This window comes from Mesorhizobium sp. PL10, assembly GCF_053714315.1.
Window position 1 is genome coordinate 1 of the sequence record NZ_JBSKBR010000153.1, and the last position, 918, is coordinate 918.

The 918-nt window shown below is 57.2% G+C and carries 1 protein-coding gene and 1 pseudogene; one reads left to right on the forward strand and one right to left on the reverse strand.

Features of this window, described 5'->3' with window-relative positions:
- On the forward strand, positions 1–350 hold a 350-nt coding region (locus ACWGTO_RS33580; protein ID WP_454578965.1), incomplete at its 5' end, for a glycosyltransferase.
- Positions 351–497: 147 nt separating this feature from the next.
- On the opposite strand, the pseudogene ACWGTO_RS33585 reads toward ACWGTO_RS33580, so the two are convergent.
- Positions 498–918: pseudogene (locus ACWGTO_RS33585) on the reverse strand (hypothetical protein); the annotation flags it as partial.

The following is a 918-nucleotide window of genomic DNA, read 5'->3' on the forward strand; positions in this document are numbered from 1 at the left end:
TCAGCAGACTTCAAGCTCGCGCTTTTGCGGTTTTTCAGCTTTCAAAAGAGGAGGGTTTCGGCCTTGCACTTACCGAAGCGCTCTTTAAATGTCGACCCGTAGTGGTCTCAGACGCATTCGGGTTAAAACGGCAGATTATCGATGGCGTCAATGGAATTGTTATACAAGAACCGCGCATCGAGGAGAAAGCTTCTGAAGTTATGAGAAGACTGGTCGTCGGTACGATTGCTCATCCGTGGTTAGGGCGCACAGCCAGAGAAATGTGCATCCAAAACAGCGTGCAAATCGCGCGTGCTCCGTCTTGGCTACAGAGTATCGTGAATGGGATTGCACAATTTGAGGCCGAGTAGCATTCCCAACAGTGTAGGTATGCGGTTCGGTCGAGTCGAAATCAGAAGAACAGCAGGCCAGGGCGGTGTTGTTCCGTGCTCGCCAGCGCCTCATCCATCAGCGCCCCGATGTGGTGAAATGCATTGAGACCGGTAATTTGTCTGGGGTCAGGCGGCACGCAGAAAGGGCGGTTTCGGCTTGAATATTGAAGGCACGCTCGGGGCTGGTTGCCGAAACGGTGCCCGCAGCCGACTGCGAAGTTCGCCGTTGATCTCTGCCGTCCGGACCTGCATGAGCATATGCGCGCCGTGGAGCGACCACCGCATCTGCTGCTTTTTGACCATCCGCTTGCCGACGAGGGAATTCACCGCCGACTCGGCCAAAGTGCTAGCGACCCGAAGACCGGCCCGGTAGCGCTTTGCATAGTTGACGATGGCGCCGCGGTTCGACCGGACGTAGGTCAGGAGTTGCAAGCCGAGGCTGTGCAGCCGGGCGACCGAGAACTCGCTGCTTTGCTGTGACCCCTTCAACCTGGCCAGGAAACACTCGAGGTCGCGGATCGCGCGATCGACCCGGCCATGCCACAGA